Origin of the sequence: Luedemannella flava, assembly GCF_039528515.1 — a bacterium.
GTDB lineage: Bacteria > Actinomycetota > Actinomycetes > Mycobacteriales > Micromonosporaceae > Luedemannella > Luedemannella flava.
In genome coordinates this window covers 1-24,796 of record NZ_BAAALT010000031.1, presented here as the reverse complement: position 1 = coordinate 24,796, position 24,796 = coordinate 1, and the positions used below count along the sequence as shown (strand labels likewise).

The 24,796-nt window shown below is 71.1% G+C and carries 23 protein-coding genes; 10 read left to right on the top strand and 13 right to left on the bottom strand.

Annotated elements, in window-relative coordinates:
* Positions 1–74 precede the first annotated feature (74 nt).
* The gene (locus ABD211_RS06510; protein ID WP_344127263.1) at positions 75–962 is read right to left on the bottom strand and encodes a CDP-alcohol phosphatidyltransferase family protein; all 888 of its coding nucleotides are present in this window, start codon (positions 960–962) and stop codon (positions 75–77) included.
* A 125-nt stretch (positions 963–1,087) separates the two neighbouring features.
* Here ABD211_RS06510 and ABD211_RS06505 point away from each other — a divergent pair, with 125 nt between their 5' ends.
* Entirely contained in the window at positions 1,088–1,831 is a 744-nt protein-coding gene (locus ABD211_RS06505) for a DUF4230 domain-containing protein (protein ID WP_344127261.1), read from the top strand.
* On the opposite strand, the gene ABD211_RS06500 is transcribed toward ABD211_RS06505, so the two are convergent.
* The 5 genes from ABD211_RS06500 to ABD211_RS06480 all read right to left on the bottom strand — a co-directional run bounded on the left by ABD211_RS06500 (position 1,795) and on the right by ABD211_RS06480 (position 9,038).
* A complete protein-coding gene (locus ABD211_RS06500; protein ID WP_344127259.1) occupies positions 1,795–3,879 on the bottom strand; it encodes a hypothetical protein in 2,085 nt (694 codons plus the stop codon). The two genes, ABD211_RS06505 and ABD211_RS06500, sit on opposite strands and share 37 nt — an antisense overlap.
* Positions 3,880–3,970: 91 nt before the next feature.
* On the bottom strand, positions 3,971–5,656 hold the full coding sequence (locus tag ABD211_RS06495; RefSeq protein ID WP_344127257.1) for a CDP-glycerol glycerophosphotransferase family protein: 1,686 nt from the start codon (positions 5,654–5,656) through the stop codon (positions 3,971–3,973).
* Positions 5,657–5,779: 123 nt separating this feature from the next.
* Positions 5,780–7,597 (bottom strand): CDP-glycerol glycerophosphotransferase family protein, encoded by a 1,818-nt coding sequence (locus tag ABD211_RS06490; RefSeq protein ID WP_344127255.1) that lies wholly within the window; start codon positions 7,595–7,597, stop codon positions 5,780–5,782.
* Positions 7,598–7,648: 51 nt separating this feature from the next.
* Positions 7,649–8,356, bottom strand: a complete 708-nt coding sequence (locus ABD211_RS06485; protein ID WP_344127253.1) for an SDR family NAD(P)-dependent oxidoreductase — start codon at positions 8,354–8,356, stop codon at positions 7,649–7,651.
* Positions 8,349–9,038: an IspD/TarI family cytidylyltransferase gene (locus ABD211_RS06480; RefSeq protein ID WP_344127251.1), complete on the bottom strand. Its 690-nt coding sequence runs from the start codon at positions 9,036–9,038 to the stop codon at positions 8,349–8,351. The genes ABD211_RS06485 and ABD211_RS06480 overlap by 8 nt, the downstream gene beginning before the upstream one ends.
* Positions 9,039–9,407: 369 nt before the next feature.
* On the opposite strand from ABD211_RS06480, the gene ABD211_RS06475 reads away from it, so the two are divergent.
* The 6 genes from ABD211_RS06475 to ABD211_RS06450 all read left to right on the top strand — a co-directional run bounded on the left by ABD211_RS06475 (position 9,408) and on the right by ABD211_RS06450 (position 14,326).
* Positions 9,408–10,223, top strand: a complete 816-nt coding sequence (locus tag ABD211_RS06475) for an ABC transporter permease (protein ID WP_344127249.1) — start codon at positions 9,408–9,410, stop codon at positions 10,221–10,223.
* Between the two features lie 5 nt (positions 10,224–10,228).
* Entirely contained in the window at positions 10,229–10,975 is a 747-nt protein-coding gene (locus tag ABD211_RS06470) for an ABC transporter ATP-binding protein (protein ID WP_344127247.1), read from the top strand.
* A gap of 92 nt (positions 10,976–11,067) precedes the next feature.
* On the top strand, positions 11,068–12,150 hold the full coding sequence (locus ABD211_RS06465; protein ID WP_344127245.1) for a glycosyltransferase family 2 protein: 1,083 nt from the start codon (positions 11,068–11,070) through the stop codon (positions 12,148–12,150).
* Positions 12,140–12,649, top strand: coding sequence for a GNAT family N-acetyltransferase (locus tag ABD211_RS06460; RefSeq protein ID WP_344127243.1), 510 nt, complete (start codon positions 12,140–12,142; stop codon positions 12,647–12,649). The genes ABD211_RS06465 and ABD211_RS06460 overlap by 11 nt, the downstream gene beginning before the upstream one ends.
* Positions 12,646–13,695 carry a pseudaminic acid synthase gene (gene pseI, locus ABD211_RS06455; protein ID WP_344127241.1) on the top strand — a complete coding sequence of 350 codons (1,050 nt, stop codon included), beginning with the start codon at positions 12,646–12,648 and terminating at the stop codon, positions 13,693–13,695. Before ABD211_RS06460 ends, pseI begins: the two co-directional genes overlap by 4 nt.
* 73 nt (positions 13,696–13,768) lie before the next feature.
* On the top strand, positions 13,769–14,326 hold the full coding sequence (locus ABD211_RS06450; protein ID WP_344127239.1) for a hypothetical protein: 558 nt from the start codon (positions 13,769–13,771) through the stop codon (positions 14,324–14,326).
* 79 nt (positions 14,327–14,405) lie between these two features.
* On the opposite strand, the gene ABD211_RS06445 is transcribed toward ABD211_RS06450, so the two are convergent.
* The 7 genes from ABD211_RS06445 to ABD211_RS06415 all read right to left on the bottom strand — a co-directional run bounded on the left by ABD211_RS06445 (position 14,406) and on the right by ABD211_RS06415 (position 21,527).
* Positions 14,406–15,512, bottom strand: coding sequence for a damage-control phosphatase ARMT1 family protein (locus ABD211_RS06445; protein WP_344127237.1), 1,107 nt, complete (start codon positions 15,510–15,512; stop codon positions 14,406–14,408).
* Positions 15,509–16,504, bottom strand: a complete 996-nt coding sequence (locus ABD211_RS06440; RefSeq protein ID WP_344127235.1) for a glycosyltransferase family 2 protein — start codon at positions 16,502–16,504, stop codon at positions 15,509–15,511. Before ABD211_RS06440 ends, ABD211_RS06445 begins: the two co-directional genes overlap by 4 nt.
* Positions 16,505–16,906: 402 nt before the next feature.
* A complete protein-coding gene (locus ABD211_RS06435; RefSeq protein WP_344127233.1) occupies positions 16,907–18,139 on the bottom strand; it encodes an acyl-CoA reductase in 1,233 nt (410 codons plus the stop codon).
* A complete protein-coding gene (locus tag ABD211_RS06430) occupies positions 18,136–19,173 on the bottom strand; it encodes a LuxE/PaaK family acyltransferase (protein WP_344127231.1) in 1,038 nt (345 codons plus the stop codon). Before ABD211_RS06430 ends, ABD211_RS06435 begins: the two co-directional genes overlap by 4 nt.
* Positions 19,170–20,549, bottom strand: coding sequence for an AMP-binding protein (locus tag ABD211_RS06425; RefSeq protein WP_344127229.1), 1,380 nt, complete (start codon positions 20,547–20,549; stop codon positions 19,170–19,172). Before ABD211_RS06425 ends, ABD211_RS06430 begins: the two co-directional genes overlap by 4 nt.
* Complete coding sequence (locus ABD211_RS06420) at positions 20,546–21,304, bottom strand: SDR family NAD(P)-dependent oxidoreductase (protein WP_344127227.1); 759 nt, start codon at positions 21,302–21,304, stop codon at positions 20,546–20,548. The genes ABD211_RS06425 and ABD211_RS06420 overlap by 4 nt, the downstream gene beginning before the upstream one ends.
* Positions 21,285–21,527 carry an acyl carrier protein gene (locus ABD211_RS06415; RefSeq protein WP_344127225.1) on the bottom strand — a complete coding sequence of 81 codons (243 nt, stop codon included), beginning with the start codon at positions 21,525–21,527 and terminating at the stop codon, positions 21,285–21,287. The genes ABD211_RS06420 and ABD211_RS06415 overlap by 20 nt, the downstream gene beginning before the upstream one ends.
* 165 nt (positions 21,528–21,692) lie before the next feature.
* On the opposite strand from ABD211_RS06415, the gene pseB reads away from it, so the two are divergent.
* The 3 genes from pseB to ABD211_RS06400 are packed head-to-tail and all read left to right on the top strand — an operon-like array spanning position 21,693 to position 24,663.
* Positions 21,693–22,697 (top strand): UDP-N-acetylglucosamine 4,6-dehydratase (inverting), encoded by a 1,005-nt coding sequence (pseB, locus tag ABD211_RS06410; RefSeq protein WP_344127223.1) that lies wholly within the window; start codon positions 21,693–21,695, stop codon positions 22,695–22,697.
* Positions 22,697–23,821, top strand: a complete 1,125-nt coding sequence (locus ABD211_RS06405; protein ID WP_344127280.1) for a DegT/DnrJ/EryC1/StrS family aminotransferase — start codon at positions 22,697–22,699, stop codon at positions 23,819–23,821. Before pseB ends, ABD211_RS06405 begins: the two co-directional genes overlap by 1 nt.
* Positions 23,821–24,663 (top strand): hypothetical protein, encoded by an 843-nt coding sequence (locus ABD211_RS06400; RefSeq protein WP_344127221.1) that lies wholly within the window; start codon positions 23,821–23,823, stop codon positions 24,661–24,663. The genes ABD211_RS06405 and ABD211_RS06400 overlap by 1 nt, the downstream gene beginning before the upstream one ends.
* Positions 24,664–24,796 lie beyond the last annotated feature (133 nt).

Below are 24,796 nucleotides of genomic sequence, written 5' to 3'. Positions count from 1 at the left end.
AGATGTGCGCAGTTGGCGAGGCGTTTCGCCAAGGTGGCCGGCTGCGAGGGGAGAGCGTGGGGCGTGGGAGGGCGTCAGGCGATGACGGTGGCGCCCTCCGTCAGGCGCTGGCGGAGTCTGGTCATCTGGCGGTTGAAGGTGCGGGTGGAGAGCCAGAACTGGAAGATCATCGCCAGCTCGAAGACGAGCAGGAAACCGCCGAAGATGATGGTGACCGCCATGACCGCGTTGAGGGCGGGGCCGAGGATGAACACCGCCATCTGGAACTCGATGGCGCTGACCAGTTGGCCGCGCATGCGGTGGCGGGTGAGGAAGTCGCGCACGGCGAGCAGGCGGCCCAGCTTCGCGCGCGTGCCCGTGGAGAGCTGGCTGAACGAGTCGACCGGGCCGGCGGCGAGAGCGTCGGCCGGGGCCGCGGCGGGCTCGACCTTCTCGTTGAGCTCCTGGAGCTGGCGGCGCATCTGCTCGCGGGCCTGGGCCATGGTCTGGCCGTTGACGTAGCGGAACAGGTTCAGGAAGATCACGACCCCGCCGAGCACGATGTACGCGACGTTGTCGGTGTGGGCGTACTGGCCGCCCATGAGCGCGACCGTGCAGATCACGACGAGGAGCCGGTCGAAGATGAAGTCGAGCCAGACGCCGAAGACGGAGCCGGTGCCCATGAGCCGGGCGAGCTTGCCGTCCATGCAGTCGATCACGAAGCTCAGGTAGTACAGGCCGGCGCCGGCGAGCAGCCAGCCGTGGGTGGCCCGGGTGAAGCACGCGGCGGCGAGGCAGCCGAGGGTGAACGCCATGGCGGTCAGCCGGTTGGGGGTGATCCACGGGTGCCGCGCGGCCCAGCGGACGAGCCGCATCGCGATCGGGTCGACGAGCAGCACGGTGAACCAGGCGTCGCGCGCCTTCGACGACGCCCTGACCTGCTCCAGAGTGATGGCTTCCAGCGTGTGCTCCCAGGTGTTCACGTGCCCGTCGCTGTGGGGCCACCCTACCTGAGGTCGGTTAGGTGATCGCCGCTGTGGTTGGCGTCGCTTAGTGTCGGGCATATTCCGTACCGTGGGTGGCACACAGGGTGAGGGGAAGGTGCGCGATGGCTACCGATCAGCCAGACCGCGATGCGGTCGGCCCGACGCCGACCAGGGAGAACCCGACCGTTCCGCTCGACACGGCGCGGCCGGAGGACCGGCGGTCAGGGCGGTGGTTCCGTCGGTTCCTGGCGCTCATCGGCACCGTGGGTCTGGTGATCGCGGCGGTCCTGGGCCTCAAGATGATCGACCTGTGGCCGGACCTCAAGAACCCGTTCGCCACGGAGAAGACGGACCGCAGCGGCCCGGTGCTGCTCAAGTCGATCCAGGACCTGAGCCGCTACGTCGCGGCCGACGGCAGCTTCCAGGTGCTCATCGACCTGCAGGAGAACAACAAGTACATTCCGGACTTCCTGTTCAACGACCGCACCCTGTTCGTCGGTGCCGGCACGGTGAACGCGTACGTCGACTTCTCGACGCTCGGCGAGGGCGCGATCAAGGAGTCCGCCGACGGCAAGTCCGTTGAGATCATCCTGCCGGCGCCGCAGCTGGAGAAGCCCAACATCGACCACGACCGCAGCTACGTCTTCGACGAGAGCCGTGGCCTCGCCAACCGGGTGGGCGACCTGTTCGGCGGCGACCCCAACCGCCAGCAGCAGCTCTACCAGCTCGCCGAGGACAAGATCGCTCAGGCGGCCCGGGAGAGTGAGCTGCAGGCGCGCGCCCAGCGCAACACCGAGCAGATGCTCGTCAGCATGCTCAAGTCCCTCGGCTACGAGAACGTGAAGGTGACCTTCGCGGCGCCCTGATCGTCCGCGCCCTGCGCGCGGGTTCCGTCGAGCCCGCCGTAGGGGCGCGCGATCAACGCCTCCAGCGCCCCCCGCCAGCGCGTGATGGCCGTCGGCGTGTCCGGACCCAACAGGTACGTCCGGGTGGCCGCGCGCTCGTCCGCGAAGAGATCGCCGGCCGGCGTGCGGGCCGCGTTGACCAGGTCGGCGAGCCCGTCGAGGTCGCCGGGGGCGAGCACGTGCCCGCCGCGGGCGGCGGTGTGCCGCGCCCGGAACGCCTTCTCGGTGACGCCGTCCAGGTTGCACACCACGTACGGCTTGTCGGCGGCGAGGAAGTCCGACACCACCGCGGAGATGTCCGCGATCATCAGGTGCGTCTCGTTGAAGCACGAGTACAGGTCGGGCCAGGGGCCGGTGACGACCCGGTGCGCCCAGGAGCCGCCGCTGGCCCAGAACGCGGCGCAGCGGACCCGCTGGGCCGCCACGAGGCCCGCGACGCGCTGCTCGTCGGGCCGGCCGTGGGCGGCCGCGTGCGTGGTGTTGTCAGCCCACGGGTTGCCCAGCAGCCGCGACAGGAGCGAACCGCCCGCGGAGGCGTCGTCGAGCAGGCGGCCCAGCGAGGCGAGACGCTCCCGGGTGGCGGCCCGGACGGGCTCCTCGGCGGCCACGGTGGCGGCCCACGCGGGGCTGGTCCGCCGCGCCTCGGTGTCGCGGGCCAGTAACTCGACGATCGCCCGGTGGGCCCTGCGGGTCGCCGGGTCCAGGTAGCCGGTCAGCGGGTGTGGCTTGTAGATCACCCGGAGCTGGGGGCGCACGCCGAGCAGCGTACGCACGATGCGCGGCCCCATCGTGGCGAGCGAGCTGACCGCCAGGTCGTCGGCCCAACCCTCCCACGTGGGCGCGTACAGCACCGTGAACGGCCCGGCCGGCGGCCCGGTGTGTACGGCGTCCACCTGCGGCCGCCCGACCTCCACGATGGACTCGTCGCGGACCGCCGCGCCGGCGACCCGGTACCGGTCGCGGCCCGCCGGCCCGGCCACCCACACCTGGTCGTACGCCCTGGTGAAGGGGTTTGTGCTCGCGCTCTTGTCACTGTCGCCGTGGGCGATGAACACGTGCCGCACCCCGTTGCGGCGCAACATGTGGATGTTCTTGCCGACGTTGCCGGGGTAGAGCACGGCGCGCAGGTCGGGCAGGTCGAGGTCCATGACGTCGGGTCCGCCGGGGACGCAGACGATGGGCAGGGCGGTGGGGCCGATCTGGGTGACGTGGGGACGCTCGCGGACCAGGATCATCGCCCGGCGGCCGAGGCGGGCGAGCGTGTCGAGCCAGGTGTCCACCTGGTACGTCGTGCCGGTGCCGGGGCCGATGCTGAAGTACAGCAGCACCTCCGGGCGGTACTCCCGGATCTGGCGCAGCACCTCGGCGCGCAGCCGGCGCTCGTCCGCGAGGAACCGGTGGCGCAGCAGCTGCACGCCCGCGACGGCGGTCAGCGCGACGCCCAGCGTCAGGCTCACGGCGAAGCCGACGATTGTGGCGACCCGGGCGCCGATGGCGACGTCGAGCAGGATGCCGGCGACGGCGGGAGCGCTCAGCAGCCGCAGTTCGGGCTGCTCGGCGCCGGGCAGCCAGCGCGGTGGCGCGGCGGGCAGCCGCAGCGCGGACAGGTCCAGGTTGCGGGTGGGCAGGGGCAGCCGGCGCAGCGTGGCGAGCAGCCGCAGGGCGGCGCACGCGGCGCCGCGCAGCGCCGAGACGGCCAGCAGCAGGACGGCCACGATGACCACGGCCGTCGGCGAGTACCCGCCGTCGCGGAGCAGGAGGATGGGGACCGCGCCGTCGCGCAGCAGTTCGCGGGTGGTGGCGCCGAGGCCGGCCCGGGTCAGTTGCAGTGTCAGCCCGGGGGCCAGCCGTGGCAGCACCAGCTCGGCGGCGTACGCCCCGGCGAAGGCCAGTGCGAACAGCAGGGGAGCGGGAAGCAGGGCCGCGAGGTAGAGCAGCGGTCCCACGGCGCCGAAGGCGTACAGCCAGCGGCGCGTCGGGCGGGCGGCGACGGGTAGTGGGGTCGTCATCGGTCAAGCACCTCCGGCGCGGCGAGGGGCGCCGAGCGCGGACGTACGGACCGTTCGCCGGCATTGCCTGGGCCATCACGCTGCTTCGACGCTAGCAGCGCACGGCGGGGGCGGATGCCGGATCGTGCGGTTTGCTCAGTTCGTGGCGACGTGGGGCATCGATCACCTGGCGGGCCGCGGTGAGGAACGCCTCCGCGTACCCCTCGGCCGCGAAGTCGCCCAGGTAGTACGTCTTGACGGCGCGGCGGACGTCGGCCAGCGGGTCGGCGCCGAGCAGGTTGTCGACCACCTCGGCGACGTTCGACGCGTCCCCGCGGATGACGTACGCGCCCCTGGTCACCGGGACGGCGCTGACCAGATCACCGTTCATGTCGGTGACCGCGAACGGCTTCTCCGAGTACAGGAAGTCGGAGATGACGCTGGAGATGTCGGCGATCATCGCGTCGGCACGGTTGGCCCAGTCGACGAACTGGCCGGCCGAGGCCGCCGCGCCCCAGACGTGCCGGCGCCCGCTGACCGCCCGGTCCTCGGCGAGGATCCGCTCGAGCTCCGCCAGGTGGGCGGCGGCGCGGCTGTTCGAGCTGGTCATCGGGTGGGCCCGCAGGATCACCGTGGCGCCGCGCGCGAACAGCTCGCGTAGGATCCGCGCGCCGATCGGCAGCGAGCAGTGGTTGGTGTCGGTGAAGAGCCCGGTCCAGGTCGGCGCGTACAGGACGGTCCTGTTGCTGATCCCGGCTATCGGCGTGGTGGCGACCTCGACCGACTCGACCTGCGGCCGCCCGACGATGCGGAACTTGTCCCGCGGCATGTCGACGCCGTTGCGGGCGTACCGGTCGATCGCCGCCCGGCCCGCCACGAACAGCTCGTCGAACATCGCGTTGACCGGGTTGTAGCTCGCGGTCTTCTCGCTGTCGCCGTGCAGCAGCTGCACGTGGGTGAGCTCGTGGAACCGGACGATGTGGCCGTTGCGCACGCCGTTGTTGACGTAGAAGACGCACCTGAGGCTCGGCACGATCGCCGCCTCGATGGACGCGATGGTGGGGCAGAGAACCACGGGTCGGCCCGTGGCGGCCGCGACCGGCGCGAACGAGCGCCGGTCGCGCAGCACGATCACGAACCTGCGGTCGAGCCGCTCCAGGTAGGGCAGCCACATGAAGATCTGGTACGTGGCGTCGGGCGCCCCGTCCCAGTGCAGGTAGAACTCGGGTTGGTAGTGCTCGAGCGCCCGGGTCAGGTCACCGCGTCCGCCGTCGCGGTGCCGCTTGGTGTACAGCGAGTCCACCAGCAGCCCGGCGTAGAGGATGCCGACTCCCAGGGCGCCGACGAGCAGCACCCACGAGGGCAACGCGACGATCGCGGCCGCCGCCACCAGCACGATGAGCGCGCAGTCGGCGAGGTAGATCGTGGTGTCGTTCAGCACCCGCCGCAGCGGCCGGGCCCGCGTGCGCAGGTGCCGCGTCCGGAAGGCCGGTTCGGCGAGCCTGCCCAACCGGTTCTCCATACTGATGAAACTCATGATCAGCGCCGCCGCGACACAGAACGCCCAGTCCACCTCGTCCGGCATTCTGCGGGCGTAGGCGGCGAGCGCGCCGGCGGCGAGGATCGTGTGGCTGACGATGAACCTGCCCAGGCCCCGCGTGCCGTGCAGGGCCAGGTTCGCCGCCAGGGTGACGAGGACGAGCGTGAGGCTCAGCCACCGCCAGGACGTGCCGAGAACGATGACGAGGCTCAGGACCGCGAGCCCGTTCGCCGTGACGGGGCCGAGTGCACGCCGCATTGTCCGCCTTCTGCGCATCGGGGGAAGCACCGAACGTAACAGCGGGTCGTGGCACGCGGGCCGGAACGGGAAAGTCCCCGCCGGGCGGGTGGCTACCCGGCGGGGACCTGAACGCGGAAGCGGTCAGTTGGCGGTGGAGAACTCGTCGTTCTCGACCGACGAGCGTTGCGAGATCACGTAGGCGGGCCCGTACCCCTCGAGGGCCTCGTCCTCCTCGTCGCGCCCCTTGATGTCCATGAGGGGCTTGCTGGGGTGGGGGGTCGCGCCGCCCAGCACCTCACCCATGGTCGGCCGGTCGAGCGCGCGCCGCGCCTCCTCGATGAAGCCGTCGGCGTAGCGCGTGCTCGGGAAGTCACCGAGGTAGTACGTCTTGACCCGCTGGCGGATCTCCGCCTTCGGATCGTCGCCCAGCAGCTGTGCGATGACCTCTTCGGCGTTCGACATGTTCCGGCGCAGCTGGTAGGCGGCGCCGAAGATCCGTGCCGAGACCTCCATCTGGTCGCCCTCGTCGAGCATGTCCGTCACGGCGAACGGCTTCTCGGAGTAGAGGAAGTCGGACACGACGCTGGAGACGTCGGCGACCATGGCATCGGCCTTGTTGGCCCAGTCGACGAAATCGCCCTTCGCCGTGGCGTCGCCCCACAGGTGCTTGCGGCCGGTGGTGGCCCGGTCCTTGGCGAGCATCTTCTCCAGCTCGGCGAGCTGGGCGGCGGACCGGGCGTCGTTGGTCGTCAGCTGGTGGTGGCGCATGTACACCGTGACGTCCGGCCGGGCCAGCAGCGCCGCAATGATCTTGTGACCGACCTCGAGCGAGCAGTTCTTCGTGTCGCCGTAGGTGCCGACCCACGTGGGCGCGTACAGGACGACCTTGTTCTTCACCTGGTTGATCGGCGTGCGTACGACCTTGACCGTCTCGACCTGAGGCCGCCCCACGATGCGGAACTTCTCGGCCGGGATGTCCACGCCGTTCTGCGCGTACCGGTCGATGCCCGCCTGGCCGGCGACCCAGACCTGATCGAACATGGCGGTGATCGGGTTGGCGCTGGTCGACTTCTCGCTGTCGCCGTGCAGCAGTTGGATATGCGTGATCTCTGCGAAGCGGACAATGTGTGCGTTCCGCATGCCGTTGTTGACGTAGAAGACGGCCTTGAGACTCGGCACGGCCGCCGCGTCGATGTCCTGCAGGCTGGTTGCCAGCACCACGGGCCGGTTGGTCACCGCGGCCATCGGGTCCACGCAGTTGCGGCGGCGCACGACGATCGCGAACCGCGCGCCCACCCGCTCCAGGTACGGCAGCCACATGAGCACCTGCCGCATCGAGGCGGGCGCGGCGTCCCAGTGGATCAGGAAGTCCGGCTTGTAGCGGGTGAGACCCGCGGTGATGTCGTCGCGACCCGCCCGGCGGTGGGTCTTGGTGTAGATGGACTCCAGCACCAGCAGGCCGTGCAGCACACCCACCGCGATGACGCAGATCAGCACCGTCCAGGACTGAAGCTCGATGAGCGGCGCCACGGCGAACAGCGCGATGAGTGCGCAGTCGGCGTAGAAGACCGACGTCTGGTTGATCAGCCAGCTGGCCGGCCGGTGGGGGACGCGCAGGTGCCGGGAGTCCATGGGCAGCGAGGAGACCTTGTTGAGCACCGTCTCCATGCTGATGTAGCCCAGGGTCAGCGCCGCGGAGGCGTTGAACGCCCAGTCGACCTCGTCCGGCAGGAACCGGATGAACGCCGCGAGCACGCCCCCGGCGACCAGCGCGCGGCTGACGAGGTAGCGCCCGAGCGCGACCCCCTCGCGGTACATGACGTTGACCGCGAGGGTCGCGGCCACGAGCGCCAGCGTCACCCAGCGCCACCCCGTGCCCACCGCGACGACGAAGGCGACGACGGCGAGCAGGTTCGCTGCCACCGGGCCGAGGAACCGCTGGAAGGCTAGCTTGATCATTTCTCTCCTGCGAGGGGGGTCGGGAGACGGAATGGTTATGCCGGGGCGGTCCTAGAGACGCACGACGAGGTTCTGGCTGTCGATGTAGCGGCCGACGTCAGAGGCGAGCATATGCATCACCTCGGCGACGTGCTCCGGCTGCATGATCGTGGTCGGGTCCTCGTCGGGGGCCAGCGTCTTGCGCAGGTCGGTCGCGCAGCGCCCGGGCGAGATGCAGATGACCCGGGTGCCGAAGATGGCCAGCTCCTCGCGCATGACCTCGCTCATCGCGATGAGCGCGGCCTTCGACGACGAGTAGGTCAGCCAGCCCGACCGGCCGTTGATGCCCGCGGTGGACGCCACGTTGATCACGGTCTGGAAGGTGTTGCCGCCGCGCAGCAGCTCCTGGACGATCGTGAACGGCGCGTACAGGTTGACGGCGATGGTCGTCTCGAAGTCGCTGAACGCGATCTGCTGGATCGACATCGGGGCGGTGAAGCCCGCGTTGTTGATCAGGATGTCGACCCGGCCGACGTGGTGCAGGACGTCCTTGACCATGCCGACCGCCAGGGCGCGGTCGCCGAGGTCGACCTCGAACGTGTGGATCCTCTTGTTGAGCGGGTTGTCCGCTCGCAGTGACTCGACCGTCCTGGTGAAGTCGGCCGACTCGCGGGCCACGAGGACCACGTCTGTCACGCCGTCGTCGGACCGCAGGAACTTCTCAGCGGTCCGCATCCCGATGCCGCGCGAGGCGCCGGTGATCAGCACGGATTTAGGCATCTGTCACCTCGGTGCTGAGTAGGTAGCCAGCGAGCTGGACATCGGTGGGCGTGGTCACTTTGAAGTTGCGGTCCGTCCCGTCGAGGAACCGGACGTCGAACCCGGCCACCGCGCAGAGGGTGGCGTCCTCGGTGAACGTGACGCCCTCGCGGTCGGCGTACTCGTGGGCCTTGGCCAGCGTCGAGGTGCGGAACTTCTGCGGCAGCTGGACGTTGCGCAGCCGGTCGCGCTCCAGGGAGCCGGTGACCTGGTGGGTCTCCGGGTCGACCGGGGCGACCGTGAACGGGATGTCGAGCATGAAGCTCACGTCGTCGTGCGGGTTCGCGATCAGGTTCCGGAAGTCGCTCGCGGTGACGAGCGGACGCGCCGACTCGTGCAGGATCACGTGCTCGTTGCGGCAGTGCGGCAGCATCAGCGCCACCGACTCGTGCCGCGAACGGCCCGCCGCCACGTAGGTGATCGGCGTCTTGATCGCGTAGTCCGTGGCGATCTTCTCGACGTCGTCGCGCCATCCGGTCGGGAAGTTCAGGACGATCTGCGTAATCTCGGCCACCGCGTCGGCGGCGATCAATGAGTACACCAGGATCGGAATGCCGTTGACGTGGATGAACTGCTTGGGACGGCCGGCGGCGACTCGCGCGCCGATACCTCCGTTTAGCAGGGCGAGACTGTACAAACCCATGATCCTTTCCCGTCCGTGGACGTTTCGCCATTGCGACACTAACGTGCATGAGATGGAGGGTGAAGGTTAGGTAATAGGCCAGGTAGTGCCATTGTGCCGCGCCGCACGCAGGTGTTAAAACTGACCGGTTGGGCGCGTGGAGCGTAGCGTCGTGATATGTCAGGATTGTCACGCGCAGCAGAAATATCTCCGGGCAACATCACCTCCGGGGTTGTCGGGCTCCCCCGACCGGACATTGGCGGACCGATTTGGCCCTGCTACGGTGGGGCGCCGGTCGCCACCGGCGCCGTCTGAGGGCCACCTCACGTGGTCGCACAGCTGTCAGGGAGTCCCCGCGGTGAAGAACATCTGGCACGTGCGGAGGCCACGTTGACCTCCAACATCGTCGCCGTCTGGCGCAGTCGGTCGGTGCTCGGGCTGCTCGTCCGTCGTGACCTGACCGTGAAATACCAGCAGTCGGTCCTCGGCTACCTGTGGTCGCTGCTCGAACCGCTCGCGGTCGCGGCGACCTACTGGTTCGTCTTCGGCTTCCTCTACAACACCAAGGGCGACCTGGACGGCGCGCCGTACCTGCTGTTCCTGGTCTCGGGTCTGTTCTCGTGGATATGGACGTCGGCGGTGCTGGGTGAGGCGACGACGGCGCTGACCGCGCAGGCCCGGCTGATCACCACGATCAAGGTGCCGCGCCAGGTCTTCCCGATCGGCCGCGTCTTCGGCAAGTTCTTCGAGTACCTCGCGGCCCTGCCGGTGGTGTTCCTGATCGCGATGATCTACTCGTTCACGGCCGACTACCACTTCAGCTGGGACCTGCTGATCCTGCCGTTCGCGATCCTGGTGCAGGGCGTCTTCCTGGTCGGCATCGCGCTGCTGCTGTCCTCGGCGAACGTGCTGCTGCGCGACGTCCAGCGGTTCATGAGCCTGCTCAACCGGATCCTTTTCTACTCGGCGCCGATCATCTACCCGATGGCGAAGGTGACGGAATCCGGGATGCCGGGCTGGCTGCTGCGCATCTATGAGGCCAACCCGCTGGTCGGCATCGCGCAGCTGCACCACGCCGCGTTCCTGCCGGCGGAGTTCCCGTCCACGAGTCTGCTGGCAACGACGTTGACCGAATGCGTCATCATTTTCCTGGCGGGATGGTTCTTCTTCCGCCGGGTCGAACCGGCCGTGCTGAAGGAGCTGTGAGCGGCGTGGGCCAACCCATCATTGTTGCGGACAACATCGGTGTGAAGTTTGTTCGCAGCCGTCGGCGCAACACCAAGTTGCGGGACTTCTTCGTCCAGGGCGGCAAGCGCCGGCTCAAGGTCGACGAGTTCTGGGCGCTGCGCAACCTCTCCTTCACCATCAACGCCGGCGAGGCCGTGGGTGTCATCGGCCGTAACGGCACCGGCAAGAGCACGCTGCTCAAGATCGTTGCCGGGGTGCTCATCCCGGACGAGGGCACCATCCACACGTACGGGCGGGTCGCCCCGCTGCTGGAGCTGTCCGCCGGCTTCTCCAACGACCTCACCGGCCGGGAGAATGTGCAGCTCGTCGGCGCGCTGCACGGCATGAGCCGCGACGAGCTCAAGGAGAAGCTGCCAAAGATCATCGAGTTCGCCGGGGACCAGGTGGCGTCCGCCATCGACACCCCCGTGCGGCACTACTCCTCGGGCATGCGGGTGCGCCTCGGCTTCGCCGTCATCGCGCAGCTGCCGCACCCGATCCTGCTCGTCGACGAGGTGCTCGCCGTCGGCGACAAGGAGTTCCGCAACAAGTGCTACAAGACGATCGAGCAGATGCTGTCCGACGGCCGCACGCTGTTCCTCGTCTCGCACAGCGAGGGCGACCTCAAGCGGTTCTGCAAGCGGGGCCTCTACATCAACGCCGGCCACATGGAGGTCGACGGCCCGATCATGGACGCGCTCGACGCCTACAACGGGCTCGTTCGCACCTGATTAACCTGGGCGCCATGTGGTGATGGGCGCGGCTTAAGCCCAGCGTGAGTGCATGACTGCGGTCATGTCACTCCGCGTTGGGAGTCTGCTCCTTGTCCGCGCCACAATTGACGGTCGTCGTCCCCGTCCACCGCGTCGAGAAGTACCTCCCCCGGTGTCTCGACTCGATCATCGTCGGCGCGCCGGCGGGCGTCGAGGTGGTCGCCGTCGATGACGCCTCACCGGACCGGTGCGGCGAGATCCTCGACGAGTACGCCCGGCTCCACGACCAGATCCGCGTCGTGCACCTGGCGGAGAACGTGGGTCTCGGGCGCGCCCGCAACGTCGGTCTCGCGCGGGCGCGCGGCGAGTACGTCTGGTTCGTCGACAGCGACGACTGGCTGCCCGACGGCACCGTGGCCGCCGTCATCGACCGGCTCGCCATGCTGAACGGCGCGGATCGGCAGCCCGCCGACGTGCTCCTCGTCGGCCACGTCCGGGCGTACCCGGATGGCCGGACGCGGCCCGACCCGTCCGACCGGCGGCTGCACGCGGCGCCCGACCACCTCCTGGCCGGGCTCGCCGAGCGCCCCGAGCTGCTTTCCGTGCTGCACACCGCGTGGAACAAGGTGCTGCGGCGGGAGTTCCTGGCCGAGGCGGAGCTGAGCTTCCAGCCGGGCTGGTACGAGGACTGCTCGTTCTCGCACCCGGCGCTGATCAAGGCCGCGCGCATCGGGGTGCTCGACCGGGTCTGCTACCACTACCGCCAGCGCGGCCAGGGTGGGGCCATCACGCGCACGTCCAGCCCGCGCCACTTCGAGGCCTTCGACCAGTACGAGTGGCTGTTCGCGTGGCTGGACAGCGTCCCGGCCTGGCGCCCCGCCGTCTTCAGTCTCATGATCAACCATTACATCGTGATCGTGGGCAACGACGACCGGGTGCCCCGCGAGCTGCGGCGCGCGTTCTTCCGCCGCATGGTGGAGCACTACCACCGGTACCGGCCGGTGGACGGCTACCCCCGCCCCGCCGGGCTCACCGGCGTCAAGCACCGCCTCATCAGCGGGGGCGCGTTCGGCCTCTACGTCGGCCTGCGCCGCGCGTACAGGGCGGCCCGCTCGGCGCGGCACCGGCTGCGCCGGTCCGAGCCCGCCCGCCCGTCGGGTGGCCCACTGGTCGCGGTGCGCCATGCCGCGTGAGCCCGTGCTGCGCACGGCGACCGGGGCCGACCGGGACGCGGTCCTGGCCTGGCGCAACCATCCGCAGGTGCGGCAGGCCAGCCTGACCCGGCACGAGATCGGCCCCGTCGAGCACGCCCGGTGGTGGGCCGCTGTCCGCGCCGATCCCACCCGCCGCGTCCTTATCTATGAGCGCCGGGGTACGCCGGCCGGCGTCGTGACGTTCGCCCACCTCGACGACGACGTCGCGGTGTGGGGGTTCTACCTGGACGTGGCGTCGCTGGAGGCCGCGGGCGAGCTGCTGCCGGCCTGGCTGGAGCTGGAACGCGCGGCCGTCGACTACGCGTTCCGGGAGCTGGGCGTGACCGCGCTGGGCGGCGAGACGCTCGCCTGGAACACCCCGGTCATCGCCCTGCACAAGCGCTTCGGCTTCGCGGTGACGCGTACCTATGTCGTGGACGTCGACGGTCGGCCGGAAGAGGTCGTCTGGACGCAACTGACTCGTAAGGACAGGTCATGAGGTCGGTAAAGCTGGGTGGGCACGTCGTCGGGGCTGACGAGCGGCCGTTCGTGATCGCGGAGATGTCGGGCAACCACAACGGTTCCCTCGACCGAGCCCTCGCGATCGTCGACGCGGTCGCGGAGTCGGGCGCGCAGGCGGTGAAGCTGCAGACGTACCGCCCCGACACGATCACGATCGACGCGGACGGGCCGGCGTTCCGCATCTCCTCCGGCCACGACCTGTGGGGCGGCGAACGCCTCTGGAGCCTGTACGAGCGGGCGCACACCCCGTGGGAGTGGCACGAGCCGATCTTCAACCGGGCCCGCTCGCATGGTCTCGTGCCGTTCTCCTCGCCGTTCGACCCGACCGCGGTCGACCTGCTGGAGTCGCTGGACGCCCCGATCTACAAGATCGCCTCGTCGGAGCTGGTCGACCTGCCCCTCATCCGGCTCGCCGCCGCCACGGGCAAGCCACTGATCATCTCCACCGGTATGGGTACGGTCGCCGAGATCGCCGCGGCGGTCGGCGCCGCCCGGGAGGCCGGCTGCACCGAGCTGGTCGTGCTCGCCTGCACGGCCTCCTACCCGGCGCCCGCCGGCGACAGCAACCTGCGCCGCATCCCCGTCCTCGCGGACCTGTTCGACGTGGTCGTGGGCCTGTCCGACCACACCCCCGGGCTCGGCGCCGCGCTGGCCTCGGTGGCGCTGGGCGCCCGGGTGATCGAGAAGCACGTGACGCTCGACCGGGAGGACGGCGGGGTGGACTCGTCGTTCTCGCTCAACCCCGCTGAGCTGGCCGCCCTGGTCGTCGAGTCGGAGCGGGCCTGCGCGGCGCTCGGTGGGGTGCGGATCGGGCCGACCGGGGCCGAGCGCGAGGGGCTGCGGTTCCGGCGGTCGCTGTTCGTGGTGGGCGACGTGCGGGCCGGGGACGTCGTGAGCGCCGCGAACGTGCGGTCCATCCGCCCCGCCGGCGGCCTCGCCCCGGACGCCTTCGCCACGGTCGAGGGCCGGAGCTTCCGGGTTGACGTGCCCCGGGGCACGCCGCTGACCTGGGATCTCATCTAGCGCCGCGAACCGACCCTCCCGTGCGCGCCGGCGGCGTGGCACCCTGCGCGGAGATCTGTCTCGTGGAGGTGTCATGTCCCGGCGCGCCTGGGTGGTCGTCGCGGTCGCGGTGGTGCCGGTCGCCGCGGGCGTGGGCGCGTGGGCGTGGTCGCGCGCCGGGGACGAGCCCGCCTCCGGGACCTACACCGCCACGGTGCGCGGGACGAACTTCAACGGCGCGGCGTTCGAGCTGGCCGGCGAGTTGACGGTGGGTGCGTCGGGCGACGGGTTGCCGTACAAGTGGTGCCTCAAGGTGGGCCTGCCGGCGGGCGACCCGAGGCCCGGGGCGATCTGGTTCGGCTCCCACGGCTCGTGCTTCGGCGCCGGCCGCAGCAGCCCGGTCGTCACCTGGCAGGAGTCGGGGGGCGAGCACGTCCTCGTCCCGCTCAACCCGCCGCCGTCGGTTCGCGACAGCCTGAACAGCTTCTACGCCACGAACGTCGACATGGCCGAGGCCAACCAGCCCGACGGCGGCGCCATCCGCTTCCGCGTCGACGGCGACCGCCTCACCGGCACCATCGACCTGACGGGCGTGGCCATGGGCAACGCCAAGCGCGGCACCTACACGGCCACGCTGGAGGCCACCCGCTGACGGCACGCCAACGTATGGCCAATGAGGTGCGGAATCTCGCCCTCGGGTTTCGCACCTGAGGCCAATATCCGCGGCGGGATCAGCGCGCCAGACGGGCCTGGATGAGGGCGTGGGTGGCGGTGGTGCGCCAAGCTTCGCCGGTGGCGTCCAGGGCGCCGAGCGTCGCCTCTGTGAGGCCGACCAGGGCGTCGGACTTGAGGGTGCGGAGGGTGACGACCGGGCCGGGGAAGTACGCGGCCGCGGTGACGAAGGGTGTCGTGGCCGGCCAGTGACGGTCGCCGACGAGGCGGCGGTAGTTCAGGTCGCCCTTGAGGATCGTCAGGTCGGCGGCCGCGAACGTGGCGGCCAGGTCCGCCGGGGCATGGTGGTACGAGTACGGCGCGCAGTAGAACGCGTGCGTGGCCAGGGCGAACCGGCCGGCGGCCGACGCGGCGCGCAGCCGGTCCGTCACCTCGGCCGGGAGCAGGCGCAGCGCCGTGTGCACGTCGGCGGTCACCGCGTCGGAGACGAACGTCGGGTGGGGCTTGATGTGCAGCGTCACGGTGCGGGCCCGGTCGGTGGCGAGCAGGTGGTCGATCAGGGCCAGGTCCGCGATGATCTCGGCGCCGGCGTTGTCGGCGACCACCACGAGCGCCAGTCCGGCGTCCGGGCGCAGGATCGACCAGACCTCGGTGCTGTCGTCGGCGACGAGGCCGACGGCGGCGGTCTCCGGGAGGTCGGCGCCGGCCTTGAACCCCAGGTCGTTGAGGTTGCCCCAGAGCGACGCCAGCAGGAGCGCCTCGCCCTCGACGTGCTCCGGGGCGTACTTCTCAAGATCTTCGGTTTTGAGGAAGTCGAACGGGTCGACGCCGGCCCACGGGCCGGGCCGGAAATACTCGACGGCCTCCAGGAGGCGGCGGTAGAAGTACGCCTCCGCCCAGAGGAACGGGGCGTCGGGCCACGGCGCGCCGAAGTGCTCCCGGCCCCACCCGTTCCAGGTCGCATGGTCGTGGGCGGTGCGCGGCAGCGGTGTCATCACGCCGTCCGTCGTCTCGTCGCTCAGGGCGTCGATCGCGTCGCGGATGGCGGGCGGGTACAGGTGCGCGTCCCGGATCTGGGCGAGCAGGCGCGGGTGGCGCCGCCGCCAGACGCCGTACGGGTACGTCCCGGGGACGTTGCTGCGGATCTCCGGAGGTAGCCCGGTCACCGGGTGGCCGGCGGCGCGTCGACCTCGACCACGTCCAGGTCGTCGCCGGCGGGTGCCGGCGTCGACGAGTCGTAGCCGACGAAGTACGTCGGGCGGTGCTGCACGGTGGCGTAGATGCGGCCCACGTACTCACCGAGCAGGCCGAGGCAGACGAGCTGGACGCCGCCGAGCAGTAAAACGGCGAGGAACAGGGACATCCAGCCCGGCACGGTCGAGCCGGCGAGCCAGACGACCAGCCCGAAGCCGAGCAGCACCAGGCACACGAAGAACGCGATGGCGCCCAGGTAGGTGGCCAGGCGCAGCGGTGCCGCCGAGAAGTTGGTGATGCTGTCGATGGCGAGCCGCACCATCTTGCCGATCGGGTACTTCGTCTTGCCGGCGACGCGTTCCTCGCGCACGTAGGTGACCTCGCCGCTGGCGAAGCCGAGCGAGGGCACCAGCATGCGGTAGACCGGCTGGCGCTCGGGCAGGGCCTTGAGGGCGTCGACGACGGGGCGGCGCAGCAGCCGGAAGTCGCCCGCGTGGCGGGGCATCCAGGAGCCGACCAGCTTCTGCATGATCGCGTAGTAGATGCCGGCGGTGGTGCGCTTGAAGAACGAGTCGGTGGTGCGGTCGCTGCGCACGCCGTAGACGATGTCGAGGTTCTCGTCCCGGGCCAGCCGGAGCATGTCCGCGATCTTTTCGGGCGGGTCCTGCAGGTCGGCGTCGATGCTCACGACGTACGCCCCGACGGAGCGGTGCAGGCCGGCGGTGAGCGCGGCCTGGTGCCCGGCGTTGCGGCGCAGTCGGATGACGCGCAGCTGCGGCCAGGTGCGCCGCATGGCGAGCAGGTGCTGCGGGGTTTCGTCGTGGCTGCCGTCGTCGACGGCGACCACCTCGTACGTCACGCCAAGCTCGTCGAGTGCGGGGCGCAGTCGCTCGGCCAGGGCCGGTAGCGCCTCTTCCTCGTTGTACATGGGGATGACGACCGAGAGTTCGGTAGGTGTGGGCACTGGTGTCCTCTCCGAGGTGCCTGACCTGGGGCGACGTCGTCCGGCTCTCGACGCGCGCTGGTGTTCGCGTGCGGTCCCAAACTATCGCAGCCGAGATGCGGTGTCGCCGCCTCCCGGCGGGTTATGGGTGTCCTTGCGGGCGTTCTGGGGCGAATCCTGATCGACTCCGCTGCCTGGGATCGCTGGGCGGTGCACAACCTCTCGCCCACTTTGCTCTGCTTCCCTATAGGAATCAGCCACCGTACGTAGTGATGCTCTCCGTAGTGGATCCACTCTTTTGCGTAGTGCTTGCTGGTACCCGACGTGATTCCTATCGGGAAGCAGAGCAAAGTGGGTTGGAGGGGAGGTGCGGCCCGGTGGTTCCGGGGCGGCAGCAGTTACTGACAGCGAGATACGGTGCGTTCACCGGACGAGCGTGGTGCGGCGGGTGAATTCGTGCAGCAGGTCGTAGCCGTCCCAGATCGCGCCGAAGGTGAGGGCGCGCCCGAACGGGACGATCCGGTCGATGCCGCGCCCGCCCAGGGCGCGGGCGAAGTCGTGCAGTTCCGTGGGCGGGAAGCCCAGGTGGGACAGGGTCTGGTCGCGGCGGCTCAGCAGCGGGATGAGGGACGACAACGAATCCAGGGCCGCCACCGGGAAGGTGCCCGCGCCCAGCCACGTGCGGGCCACCGGCGCGGCCGGGGCGAGTGTGGCCAGCGCGACGGCGTTCGTCGCGAAGTCCAGGTGGGTCGCAACCCCCGAGGCCGCCAGGCCGTAGGTGGCCACCCGCTTCTCCACCGCCATCGCCGGGTCCACGTCCCAGCCGCGCGCGGCCACCTCGGCGACGAGCAGCGCGACGAACTCCTCCCGTGCGGCCGCCGCCGCCGACGAGGTGCCGCCCACCAGGAACAGCGTGCGCGGCGAGGCGCAGGCGGCCTGGTCGAACCAGTACGCGTCGTTGGCGAAGCCGGCCACCCCGCCCCGGCGGGCGTCGGGCGACAGACCCGCCCAGCCGGGGACCGACAGCGCCGCGAACGACGAGCGGTCCGGGAAGGTCACGTCGCGGGCCCGGGGGGCGAGCGGATGCGCGCGGATCGCCCGTACCGAGGCGTCCCCACCCCAGATGACCCGCAGGTCGCACGCGGCCGAGAGCGCCGCGGTGGTCGCGTCGTCGCGGCCGTAGGTGACCATGCGCTGGGTCCGGGCGATCGCCGGATGGGCGTCGGCCAGCGCCTCGTTCAGCGCGTCCAGCACGGCCGTCGCCGCCCCGGCGGCGCGGGCCGAGACGCGGACCACGTTCGGGTTGCCGGCCAGGGCGGACAGCGCCCACGAGTACACGAAGATGGTGTCCACATTGGCCGGCGGCACGTGGAACACCATGCCGCGCGGGAAGACCAGCACCTCGTCGGTCGACGCGAGCCCCGTCACGGCCCGCCGCAGCTCGCCGCGGCGCAGGAAGAAGCCGAGCGAGCCCAGCTCCGGATACCGCCGGGCGAGCGCGGGGGCGAGCAGGCGGCGGGCGAAGCCGGCCAGGAAGTCCACGACCCGGTCGTCACCCACGGTGAGCGGGCCGTCCGGAACGGGGGCGGCGAGCGACCCGAGCACGTCGGCGACGGACAGGTCCGGGCCGACGGGGAAGCGGGAAATGAGCATCACGCCGCCTCGGCGAACGTGTCGCTGCAGCCGCGCGCCTCGGCCCGGGGGAGCCGGCCGAGCACGGAGAACCGCTTGCCCGGCCAGGAACCGTCGTCCACCCCGTGCACGACCCCGAGGTCCTCGGTCAGCAGCAGGTGCCCCGGATACGACGTCGGCAGGGTGCTCACCACCTCGATCAGCCCGGGCTGACCCGGCGGCAGCTCCGCCCAGGTCGCCGGGTCGCGGATGATCACGTCGGCGAAGTCGGGGCAGTACAGCGAGCCGCCGTCCGGGCCCTCCAGGAACACCGTGCCGATCTGCTCGACCATGCCGTAGAAGTTGTGCACCTTCGTCAGCCCCGTGTCAGCCGCCAAGCGCCGCCGGAACGCGTCGTTGTCCACGGCCCGGTCGGCCAGCTTCTTCCAGCCGCCGCTGTGGATCAGCGTGCCGTTGGACAGGTCGAGCCCGCCGGTCTCGTAGAGATACAGCCACACCATGAAGGTGAAGCCGAAGATGAGGAACGGCTCACCGCCGTGCCGGGCCAGGAACGCCTTGATCGCGGGCAGGTCCAGCGCCCCGTGCTCGTCGAGCGCGAACGCGTGGTCGCGGCCGAAGTTCATCATGCCGAGCATGCCGGCGCCCCGGGCGCTGTAGGAGCGGCGGTCGGCCACCACGCCGCGGCTGTCCACGACCAGCATCGGCAGGCGCCGGGGGCCCAGCACCGTCCGCAGCGTCGCGGCCAGCATCCGGGTCTGCCCGGCCGCCGCCTCCCGGTCCAGGTAGATCCGGCTCACGTCGCCCGTCGTGCCGCTCGACGTGAGCACCTTGACCACCTCGTCGGCGGGCACGCTGCGCAGCTCGTGCGTCTTGAACAGGCGCACCGGCAGCCACGGCAGGTCCGCCAGGCCGTCGTAGGCCCGCCCCACGTCGTGGCCGGTCGCCGAGAGAATCCGGGAGTACGGCGCACAGCGCTCGCGGTGCCGTTCGGTAAGCGCGCTCAGCTCGGGGAGGAGCCGGGCCTCTTTTTCGGACTGCGAAAGACTGAACACGCTCACGCGACGCCCTCCAGGGCGCGGTAGTCGACCTTGCCGTTGGCGAGCAGAGGGAGACGGTCCACTGTGCGGACCTCGATGCCGGACGAGTGGGTGCCCAGGCGGCGGGCCGCCTCGGCGCGCAGCGCGTCGCGGGTGGGTTCGTCCGCGCCCTCCACCCAAAGCCGGACCCGGTCGTCGCCGCCGACGGCGGGGAGCGCCCCGTGCCCGGTCAACATGCGCTCGACGTCGTCGAGGTTCACGCGTACTCCGAAGATCTTCGCGATGCGGCGTTTCCGGCCGTCTATATAGAGGTAGCCGTCCTCGTCGAGACGGCCCAGGTCGCCGGTGGGCAGAATGCCGCCGAGATCGTCGCCGCGCACCAGGTCACGGGCGGTGTCGGCGTACCCCATCATGACGTTGGGGCCGCGGTAGATGACCTCACCGTCCCCAGCGACGGACACCGACCCGCCCGGCACCGCCAACCCGACCGAGCCGAGCTTCTCCGGCAGCGCCGCGCTGGGCAGCACGGTCATCCGGGCCGTCGCCTCGGTCTGGCCGTACATGACGATGAGCCGTCCGGCGGCGGCGACCATCCGGCGGTGGAAGTCCGCGATCAGCTCGGGTCGCAGCCGGCCGCCCGCCTGGGTGAGCGTGCGCAGCCGGGGGTGGTCGGCCGGGTTGAAGTGCAGCCGGGCGAGCATCTCGTACTGGTAGGGCACGGCGGCCAGCGACGTCACCCCGTAGTGGGCCACGTCGCGCCAGAACTCGCGCTGCATGACGGTTCCGTCCGTGACGACGACCGTCGCGCCGCTGACCAGGTGCGAGTGCAGCACCGACAGCCCGTACGTGTAGTGCAGGGGCAGGCTGGTGGCGGCCACGTCGCCGCCCGCGATGCCGAGCGTCGCGGCGATCGCGTGCGCGTTGGCCAGCACGGCGGCGCGCGACAGCCGGACCAGGCGCGGGTTGCCCGTGGAGCCCGAGGTGGCCAGCAGCAGCGCCAGGTCGGGGTGCGGCGGCGGGGGCGGCGGGCCGTCGATGCGCTTCTCCGAGCGCAGCCAGGCCGGGCCGAGCGGCCCGAGGTCCGCCGGGCGGTAGCCCGCCGGCGGCGAGCCGGCCGGGGAGCCGATCACGGCGGCGGGGGAGAAGCGGTTGACGAGGTCGGCCACGTGCGGGGCGGCCGGGTCGATCAGCGCGACGGGCCGGTCGGCCGCGAGCGCGCCGAGGTACCCGACGACCGCGTCGAGCCGGGTGGCCAGCAGGATCAGCACCAGCCCGGCCGGCGCCCCGGCGTACGCGCCGGTGGCGTGGTCCACGGCGGCCCGCAGCGCGGGACCGGTGAGAAACTGCCCGGTCGCGGCGTCCACGAGCCGCGCCTCCGGATGGATAAGCGGGCTCACGGCGTGACACCCCCATCGACCCCGAGGATCTGGCCGGTGATGAAGGAGGCGTCCGGGCCGACCAGAAAGGCCACGGCGCCGGCCACGTCGCGGGCGGTGCCGAGGCGGCCCAGCGGGGTCGCCGCGACGGTGGCCGCGCGGCCCGCCTCGCCGAGCGTGCCGAGCATGCCGAGCATGTCGGTGTCGATGAACCCGGGCGCGACGGCGTTCACCCGGATCCCGGCCGGGCCCCACTCCTTCGCGGCGGCGCGGGCCAGCCCGGCCACGGCCGCCTTGCTGGCGGCGTACGCGACCTGATTGGCCGCCCCGCGCTCGCCGACGACCGAGGCGAGCAGCACGGCGGCGGGCGCCTTGCCCCGGCGCAGCAGCCGGCCCGCGTGCTGCAGGGTGTGCGCGGCGCCCACGGCGTTCACGGCGAACAGCCGCGCGACCGCGTCGTCGGCGAGCATGCCGAGCGGGGCGGCGGCGTGGGTGCCGGCGTTGACGACGAGGGCGTCGAGGCGGCGGAACGCCGTGAACACGTCACGGGTGAACGCGGCGACGGCCGTCGGGTCGGCCACGTCGCCGGCCACGCCGACGGTGGGCACCCCGTGCTCGGCGGCCAGCTTCCCGGCCACCTCGGCGGCCCGCCCGGCGTCCGTTCCGTGCACGGCGACCGCGTAACCGTCCGCGGCGAGCCGCTCGGCCACGGCGTAGCCGATCCCCCGGGTCGCGCCCGTGACCAGGGCGACGCGCTCAACCGGTGAAGGCGACATCCAACCGCTCCAGGATCTCCCGGGCCTTGCTGAACGAGCTGAGGTCGATGACGTCGTCCGTGTCGAGCAGGACGTCGAACTCGTCCTCGATGGCCGCGACGAGGGACATGTGGGCCAGCGAGTCCCACTTCTCGATCTCGCGGTAGGCCAGGTCGTCGACCGGGTGGTCGGCGGGTAGCTCCAGGGACTTACGGAAAACGCTGCGCAGCTGCTCGATGTTCACGGGGGGCGAGCGTAGTAGCCGGCAATGCGGCGAATCGTGCGAACTGGACCAGGCCACGGGAAGGTCTCCCGCTGTTCAGCTGCTGTTCGTCTGAGGGCCGCCGCTGGTTGCCGGACCGAGATAACGCTGCGTATCCGTAGCTGGCGCGGTGTCCGATGCCGCCCGATGCACCCTCTGGAGTACAGCGTCGTGAGCGTCCTTGAAGGATCGTCAATCCTGGTCACCGGCGGGACGGGTTCGTTCGGAAAGGCGTTCATCCGGTACGCGCTCGACAACCTCGACCCGCAGCGCATCGTCGTCATTTCGCGGGACGAGCTCAAGCAGTACGAGGCCCGGCAGTTGTTCGACGACGACGCCCGGCTGCGCTGGTTCATCGGCGACGTCCGCGACCTGCCCCGGCTCAGGCGCGCCATGCACGGCGTCGACTACGTCGTGCACGCCGCCGCGCTCAAGCAGGTCGACACCGCCGAGTACAACCCCTTCGAGTACGTGCAGACGAACGTCGCCGGCTCGCAGAACGTGGTCGACGCCGCCATCGAGTGCGGGGTGCGCCGGGTCGTCGCGCTCTCCACCGACAAGGCGTCCAGCCCCATCAACCTGTACGGCGCGACAAAGCTCGTCGCCGACAAGCTCTTCGTGTCCGCGAACCACTACGCGGCCGGCCACCCGACCCGGTTCGCCGTGGTCCGTTACGGCAACGTGAGCGGCTCGCGTGGCTCGGTCGTCCCGCTGTTCCGCAAGCTCAACGCCTCCGGCGCCAGCCTGCCCATCACCGACAAGCGGATGACGCGCTTCTGGATCACTCTGGACCAGGCGGTGCGCTTCGTCGTCGACTCGTTCGACCGGATGCAGGGCGGCGAGCTGTACGTGCCGCGGATTCCCAGCATGCGCATCGTGGACCTGGTCGAGGCCGTCGCGCCGGACAGCGCCACGCACGAGATCGGCATCCGCCCCGGCGAGAAGCTGCACGAGGAGATGATCGCCCCGGACGACGCGCGCCGGACGATCCGCTTCCCCGACCGGTATGTTGTGCAGCCGACGATCGCCACCTGGGGCTACCAGCCCCCGTCCGGCGGCGAGGAGGTGCCCGACGGGTTCACCTACCGGTCGGACCTCAACGACCGGTGGCTGGGCGTCGACGAGCTGCGCGTCCTGATGGCCGGCGAGTGATGCTCCCGTACGGCCGACAGTCGATCGACTCCTCCGACATCGAGGCGGTCGCGCGGGCGCTGCGCTCGGACTGGCTGACCACCGGCCCGGAGGTCACCGCCTTCGAGGCGGACCTGGCCGCCTGGACGGGCGGCACCGCCTGCGTCGCCGTCGCCAACGGCACGGCCGCGCTGCACACCGCGTACGCCGCGCTCGGCGTGGGCCGGGGCGACCAGGTCGTGACGTCCCCGATCACGTTCGTGGCGACCGCGTCGACGGCCGTCGCGCTCGGCGCCACCGTCGTCTTCGCCGACGTGGACCCCGCGACGGCGAACCTCGACCCGGAGGCGGCCGCCTCGGCACTCACCGCCCGGACGAAGGTCATCGCGGCGGTCGACTACGCGGGCCACCCGGCCGAGTACGACGAGCTGACCAAGATTGCCGAGGGGGCGGGCCTGTCCCTCGTGGCCGACGCGGCGCACTCGATCGGCTCGCGCTACCGCGACCGGCCCGTCGGCAGCCTCGCCGACGTGACGACGTTCTCGTTCTTCCCGACCAAGAACCTGACCACGGCGGAGGGCGGCGCGGTGGCCGTCCGCGACGCCGGGGTGCTGATCGCGGCCCGCCGGTTCCGCACGCACGGCCTGGTGCGCGAGAACGACCAGCTGCGCGCCCGGGACGAGGGCGGCTGGTACCACGAGGTGCAGGAATTCGGGCTGAACTACCGGCTGCCGGACGTACTCGCCGCATTGGGCCGCAGCCAACTGCGGCGTCTGGGCGCGTTCAAGGCCCGGCGCACCCACCTGGCCGCGCGCTACGACGAGCTGCTCGCGGACGTGGCCGGGCTGGGGCTGCCGGTGCGCCGCGACCGGGTCGACCCGATGTGGCACTTCTACCCGGTGCGGGTGCGCGACGGCCGCCGCCGCGAGGTGTACGAGCGGCTGCGCGCGGCCGGGATCGGCGCCCAGGTCAACTTCATCCCCGCGTACTGGCACCCGGCGTTCGCCGACCTCGGCTACCGGCGCGGCATGTGCCCGGTCGCGGAGGCGTTCTACGCGGAGGAGCTGTCGTTGCCGCTGTATCCCGACCTCGCCGACGCCGATCAGGACCGGGTCGTCGAGGCCCTGCGGGAGATCCTGCGCTGATGCATCACGCCAACCACTTCTACGGCCACGCGCACGTCCTCGCCCGCTACTGCGGACTCGACGAGCAGACCCCGCCGCGCATCTTCGGCTACCTGCAGCACGGCTGGAACATCGGCGACGGCCTCGCGCCGGGCACCCCGTTCGTCGACGGGTCGCCGCTGTTCCTGTGGTCGGAGCGCACCCGGCAACGGTCCTGGTCGCTCGGCCGCCGGGACACGGTGGTCGTGGGCGCGCCGTTCGCGTACCTGCTCTCCATGGAGCCTGTGGCCGGGGAGCGTCGCGAGGGCACGATCTACTACCCGTTCCACGGCTGGGAGGGGCAGAAGGTCAGCGGCGACCACCGCGCGCTCATCGACCTGATCCGGTCCACGGAGGACGGCCCGGTGACCATCTGCCTGTACTGGCAGGAGTACGGCATGCGGCGGGTGCGGGCCGTCTACGAGCGGGCCGGGTTCCGGGTCATCTGCCACGGCGGGCGCGGCCACTGGTGGCGCGGCACCGACCCGCGCTTCCTCTACAAGCAGCTCGCCGAGCTGCGAAAGCACCAGCGCGTGGCGTCCAACCGGCTCTCCAGCGCGGTGCTCTACGGCGCGCTGGCCGGCTGCGAGCCGGCCGTCTACGGCGACCCGATGACGCTGCGCGGCGAGGACCCGATGTTCGGCGGCGTGGCCCGCATGCGGCGCACCTGGCCGCAGTTGCACGGCCCCCACCTCGACCTCGACGCGGCCCGCGCGGCGGCCCGTGACGAGCTTGGCGCCGACCGCCTGCTCACCCCCGTCGAGCTGCGCGAACTCCTCGGCTGGACCGCCGAGGTTCTGAGCCTGGCGGAGGTCGCCACGTGATCGAGCTTATTGGCGCGGAGATGGTGGGCTGGTCCGACGAGGATCCGGCGCGGGCCCGGCCGCCGGCCGGCGGCACCGCGCTGACGCTGCTCGCCCGCGCGGTCGCCGGGCCCGGCGCGCACGTGCTCGTGGC